Source organism: Streptomyces sp. NPDC048636 (genome assembly GCF_040650655.1).
Classification (GTDB): Bacteria; Actinomycetota; Actinomycetes; order Streptomycetales; family Streptomycetaceae; genus Streptomyces.
Genome location: NZ_JBEZHR010000028.1, coordinates 1 through 6,138 on the forward strand (window position 1 = coordinate 1; position 6,138 = coordinate 6,138).

Consider the following 6,138-nt stretch of genomic DNA (forward strand, 5'->3'; position numbering starts at 1 on the left):
GAGCGGGTGCGGTTCGCCGACGCCGTACGCGCACTGCTCGACGACGGCCACCGCGTATTCATCGAGGCCAGCACCCACCCCGTCCTCACCGTCGGGATGCAGGAGAGCTTCGAGGAAGCGCGGGTGTTGGCCGCTACGGTGCCCACGCTGCGGCGCGATCACGGTGACCGGGCACAGCTGATGCGATCGGTGGCGCGGGCCTTCGCGGCAGGTGTCGAGGTGGAGTGGGCACGCTGGTTCCGTACCGACCCGGCCCCGCGGGTGGTGGATCTGCCGACCTACGCCTTCCAGCACGAGCGGTACTGGCTGGACGACCGTGGTGGCCAGGGCGGTGATCCGGGTGACCTCGGCCTGGTGGCGGCGGGGCACCCGCTGCTCGGCGCCGCTGTGGAGCTCGCCGAGGGCGGTACACATCTGCTGACCGGTCGGCTCTCCCCGCGCGTCCACCCTTGGTTGCACGACCACCGGGTGCTGGACACCGTATTACTCCCGGGGACCGCCTTCGCCGAGCTCGCGCTGCACACCGCCGACCGGACCGGCTGTGACGAGGTGTCGGAGCTGACGCTGTACGCGCCGCTGGTGATTCCGGAAGGGGAGGCCGTCGATGTGCAGATCGCCGTCACCGCCCCGGACGCCGCCGGTGACCGGGGTCTGACCATTCACTCCCGTCCGGCGGACGACAGTGGCGACACGGTCTGGACACGGCATGCGACGGGTCTACTCACCGCCTCGTCCGCCGCCGACACCGCGTCCGCGACCATCACGGACACCGCCGAGATGACCGGTGTCTGGCCTCCGCAGGGTGCCACACCGCTGCCCGTGGCCGACTTCTACCGCGGTCTGGACGATCACGGCTACGGCTACGGTCCGTCCTTCCAGGGGCTCACCGCCGCATGGCGGCTCGGCCACCGTCTCTACGCCGAGGTGGCCCTGCCCGAGGAGGAGCGCGCCCATGCCACCGCGTTCGGCATCCACCCCGCGCTGCTCGACGCCGCCCTCCACGTCCGCGCCCTCGGCGTCGACCCCACGTCCGAGGAGGCGCACCGCGTCCTGCTCCCCTTCTCCTGGAGCGGGCTGCGGCTGCGCGCGACCGGTGCGGACACGCTCCGCATCCGGCTCACCCCGACGGCGGCGGACCGGCTCGCGCTGACCGCTGTCGACCCGTCCGGAACACCGGTGGTGACGGTGGACGATCTGGTGCTGCGTCCGGTGCCGGACGGTCAGCTGGGCCGGGCGCGTTCAGCGGGGCGGAACACGCTGTTCCAGCTGTTGTGGGAGCGGGTGGGGAACGCCGCGGACGCCACCGGCCTCCGGTCCGCTGTCCTCGGAGCCGACTCCGGTCCGCTGGCCACCGCGCTGCCCGGGGAGCCATGCCACCCGGACCTCACCGCGCTGCGAACGGCCGTGGCGGACGGGACCCCGGCACCCGATGTGGTGTTCGCCTCCTTCGCCGCTCCCGGCCGCACCGCTCCCGGCACCGCAACCGGTCCAGGCTGCGCAACCGGTCCAGGCTGCGCAACCGGTCCCGTCGAGGACACCCACACCCTCACCGCCAGGGTTCTGGCACTGGTACAGGAGTTCCTGGCCGCACCCGAACTGGCCGACGCACGGCTGGCCGTCGTCACACACGGCGCGGTCGCCATCCACCGCCACGACGATGTCCACGAGCTGTCGGGTGCCGCGGTATGGGGGCTGGTGCGCAGTGCCCAGTCGGAGAACCCGGGGCGGCTGCTGCTGGTCGACCTCGACAATGCGGACTCGACGCTGGAGGCGATGGCGACTGCGGCGACCTCGGGCGAACCGCAACTCGCCCTTCGGGAAGGCACGTTGTATGCCCCACGCCTCGTCCAGGACGACGCCGCCAAGCGGCTGTCCCCGCCGGAGGGCTCCACCGCATGGCGTCTCGGGCTCACCGGTCACGGCAGCCTTGACCATCTGGCGCTGGTCGACTGTCCGGAGAACACCCGGCCGCTGGGACCAGGCGAAGTGCGGGTGGCGCTGCGTGCGGGCGGGGTGAACTTCCATGACGTGGTCGTGGCGCTGGGCATGGTCGAGGATCCCCGGCCGCTCGGCGGCGATGGCGCGGGTGTGGTGGTGGAAGTGGGCCCGGACACCGACCGGTTCAGCGTGGGCGACCGGGTCATGGGCCTGTTCAACGGCACCGGTCCGCTGGTGATCACCGACAGTCGGCTGATCACGCATATCCCGGCCGGGTGGTCGTACACCCAGGCGGCCACCACCCCATCGGCCTTTCTCACCGCCTACTACGGTCTCGCCGATCTGGCGGGGCTGCGCGCCGGGGAGAAGCTGCTGCTGCACGCCGCGACCGGTGGTGTCGGGTTGGCGGCGGTGCAACTGGCCCGCCACTGGGGGGCCGAGGTGTATGCGACCGCGAGCCCGGGGAAGTGGCATGCGCTGCGCGGACGTGGTTTCGATGACGCCCATATCGCCTCCTCGCGCAGTCTGGACTTCGAGGAGCGGGTGCGTGACGCCGCGGGCTCCGTCGATGTGGTGCTCAACTCCCTGGCCGCCGACTTCGTCGACGCGTCGCTGCGGCTGCTCACTCCGGGCGGGCGCTTCATCGATATGGGCCGGACCGACATCCGGGCCCCCGAACAGGTCGGTGAGGAGTATCCCGGCGTCACCTACTGTGCGTTCGACCTGGTCGGCGGCGCCGGTCCGGACCGTATCCAGCAGATGCTGACCGAGCTGTCGGCACTGTTCGAGGACGGCACCCTGCGACCGCTGCCGACCACGCTGTGGGATATCCGCCGGGCCCCCGAGGCGTTCCGCCACTTCAGCCAGGCGCGCCATATCGGAAAGATCGTCCTGACGATCCCGGCCGCCCTCGACCCGGAGGGCACCGTATTGATCACCGGTGGTACGGGCACACTCGGCGCCGCCACCGCACGCCATCTGGTGACCCGTCACGGAGTGCGGCGGCTGCTGCTGGTCAGCCGCCGTGGGCAGGACGCGCCGGGCGCCACCGAGCTGGTGGCGGAGCTGACCGGGCTCGGCGCGGAGGTGACGGTCGCGGGCTGTGACATCGCCGACCGGGCGGCCCTGGCCAAGCTGCTGGAGGGGGTGTCCGAACCGCATCCGCTGACCGCGGTCGTCCACGCGGCCGGGCTGTTGCGGGACGCCACCGTCGAGGCGCTCACCCCCGAGCAGCTGGCCGAGGTGGTGCGGGCGAAGGCCGACGCGGCATGGCATCTGCATGAACTCACCCAGGATCTGGGGCTGTCGGCGTTTGTGCTGTTCTCCGCGGCGGCCGGGCTGCTGGGCGCCGCGGGGCAGGGGAACTACTCGGCGGCCAACGCCTTCCTGGACGCGCTCGCCCACCACCGCCATGCCCAGGGGCTGCCCGCCACCTCGCTGGCCTGGGGCTACTGGGCGCAGGCGACCGGGATGACCGGGGGCATGACCGATGCCGACCGGGCGCGGCTGGCGCGTGCCGGAATGGTGGGGCTGGAGACCGACGAGGGTCTGGCACTGCTCGACACCGCCCTGACCAGTGGACTTCCCATGCTGGCACCCATCCGGCTGGACCTGGCCACGCTGCGCGGTCGGGGCGGTGGCGATGACCTTCCGGCCGTCTTCCGCAGCCTGGTGCGCAGTACTCCGCAGGCGGCGACCGGCGCGGTGCCGGGAGCGGTGTCCGGCGCGCGGTCGGCGGAGGCGTTCGCCGCGATGACGCTGGAGGACCGGCAGCAGGCGCTGTTGAAGCTGGTGCGGGCGCACACCGCGACGGTGCTCGGGCATGGCACGGCGGAGTCCGTGCACCCCGCGCAGAACTTCCGGGAGCTCGGCTTCGACTCCCTGACCGCGGTGGAGCTGCGGAACCGGCTCGGCGCCGCCACCGGCCTCCGGCTGCCCGCCACGCTGGTCTTCGACCATCCCACCCCCACTGCCGTGGTGCGGTCGCTCGGGGAGCTGCTGGGGCCCGCCGCCGGGACGGCGTGCGACACGCTGCTCGCCGATCTCGACTCCGTCGAGGCGGCCGTGGAATCGGTGCTCGGGGACCGGGACCAGCGGGCACGGATCGCGGCCCGGCTGCGGAGGCTGCTGCACACGGTGGACGGCGGCCGGGGCGGCACGGCCCCGGTGGACGAGGGTCGGGACGATCTGGAGTCGGCCAGCGACGAGGAGCTGTTCCACGTGCTCGACCACGAACTGAGTGCCCCCTCCGACGACAGTCTCCGATGACTCACGACGGCCGCAACGATCGGGTTGATGCGATATGACGGATGACGAGAAGCTGCGCAGCTATCTCAAACGGGCGACCGCCGATCTGCGGCTGGCCAGGCGGGAGTTGCGAGAGATGACGGACCGTGCCCGCGAACCCCTCGCCATCATCGGGATGGCCTGTCACTTCCCCGGTGATGTGGAGACGCCCGAGGACCTGTGGCGGGTGGTCACCGAAGGTGTGGACGTCATCTCGCCGTTTCCCGCCGACCGCGGCTGGGACCTCGACGGGCTCTACGACCCGGATCCGGAGAACGCCGGGACCAGCAGCGCCCGGGACGGTGGCTTCCTGCGCAACGTGGCCGATTTCGACGCCGAGTTCTTCGGGATCAGCCCGCGCGAGGCCGCGGCGATGGACCCCCAGCAACGGCTGCTGCTGGAGACCGCCTGGGAGGCGTTCGAACGGGCCGGGCTGAACCGCGACGCGCTGAGCGGCAGTGACACCGGTGTGTTCGCCGGAGTGGACGCGTACCACTACCTGTCCCTCATCGGGCAGACGACCGGTGACTCGGCGGGCTACGTCGCCACCGGGAATCTCGGCAGTGTGGTGTCGGGGCGGGTGTCGTACTCGTTCGGTCTGGAGGGGCCGGCGGTGACGGTGGACACCGCGTGTTCGTCCTCGCTTGTGGCCACCCATCTGGCGGCCCAGGCGCTGCGCAACGGCGAGTGTTCGCTGGCGCTCGCGGGCGGGGTCACGGTGATGGCCACGCCGGGTGGCTTCACCGAGTTCTCCCGGCAGCGCGCGCTCTCCCCGGACGGGCGCTGCAAGCCGTTCGCGGCGGCGGCCGACGGCACCGGTTTCTCGGAGGGCGTCGGTCTGGTGCTGCTGGAGCGGCTGTCGGACGCGCGCCGCAACCGCCACCGGGTGCTCGCGGTCATCCGCGGCTCGGCCGTCAACCAGGACGGCGCGAGCAACGGTCTGACCGCGCCCAACGGGCCCTCGCAGCAGCGGGTGATTCTCCAGGCGCTCGCCAACGCCGAGCTGTCCACCGCCGAGGTGGACGCCGTCGAAGCGCATGGCACGGGCACCACGCTGGGCGATCCGATCGAGGCCCAGGCGCTGCTGGCCACCTACGGGCAGGAGCGCCCCGGCGATCAGCCGCTGTGGCTCGGCTCGATCAAGTCGAACATCGGGCACACCCAGGCCGCCGCGGGCATCGCCAGTGTGATCAAGATGGTCCAGGCGCTGCGGCACGCCCATCTCCCCGCGACGCTCCACATCGACGAGCCCACCCCGCATGTGGACTGGACCGCGGGTCAGGTGCGGCTTCTCGCCGAGCCGATGGCCTGGCCGGACCGTGGCCATCCGCGCCGGGCCGGTATCTCCTCCTTCGGTATCAGCGGCACCAACGCCCATCTGATTCTGGAAGAAGCCCCCGCGGCAGCCGAGCCGGCGGACGCGACGGAGCGGGCGCCGGAGGATGGTGCGGGCGTCGCGGGTGGTGTGGTGCCGTGGGTGGTGTCCGGGCACAACGACCAAGCGCTGCGGGGGCAGGCGGCGGCGCTGGCCGAACGCATGGCGGCAGATGCCGATCCGTCGCCCGGCGAGGTGGGCTGGTCGCTGATCACCACCCGGTCGGTGTTCGACCACCGCGCGGTGGTCATCGGTGAGCACCGCGAGGAGCTGATGGCGGGGCTGAAGGCCCTGGCCGCCGGGGAGACCCATCCGGAGGTGGTCGAGCCGGGCGGCGCCGCGGCGGTGGGCGGCCTGGGTGCGAGTGGCGCCGGTCCGGTGCTGGTGTTTCCGGGGCAGGGGTCGCAGTGGGTCGGCATGGGTGCCGGACTGCTCGACACCTCTCCCGTGTTCGCCGCCCGCGTCGCCGACTGCGAACAGGCCCTGACCCCCTACGTCGACTGGACACTCACCGACGTCCTCCGCGGCGGCGTCAACAC

At 72.2% G+C, this 6,138-nt stretch carries 2 protein-coding genes; both read left to right on the top strand.

What is annotated here, in order from left to right; genetic code table 11:
- Positions 1-4,206: SDR family NAD(P)-dependent oxidoreductase (locus tag AB0C66_RS35865; RefSeq protein WP_362448788.1), on the top strand; the 4,206-nt coding region annotated here is incomplete at its 5' end.
- A gap of 34 nt (positions 4,207-4,240) precedes the next feature.
- Positions 4,241-6,138 (top strand): type I polyketide synthase (locus AB0C66_RS35870; RefSeq protein ID WP_362448791.1); only part of this gene is annotated, 1,898 nt, incomplete at its 3' end.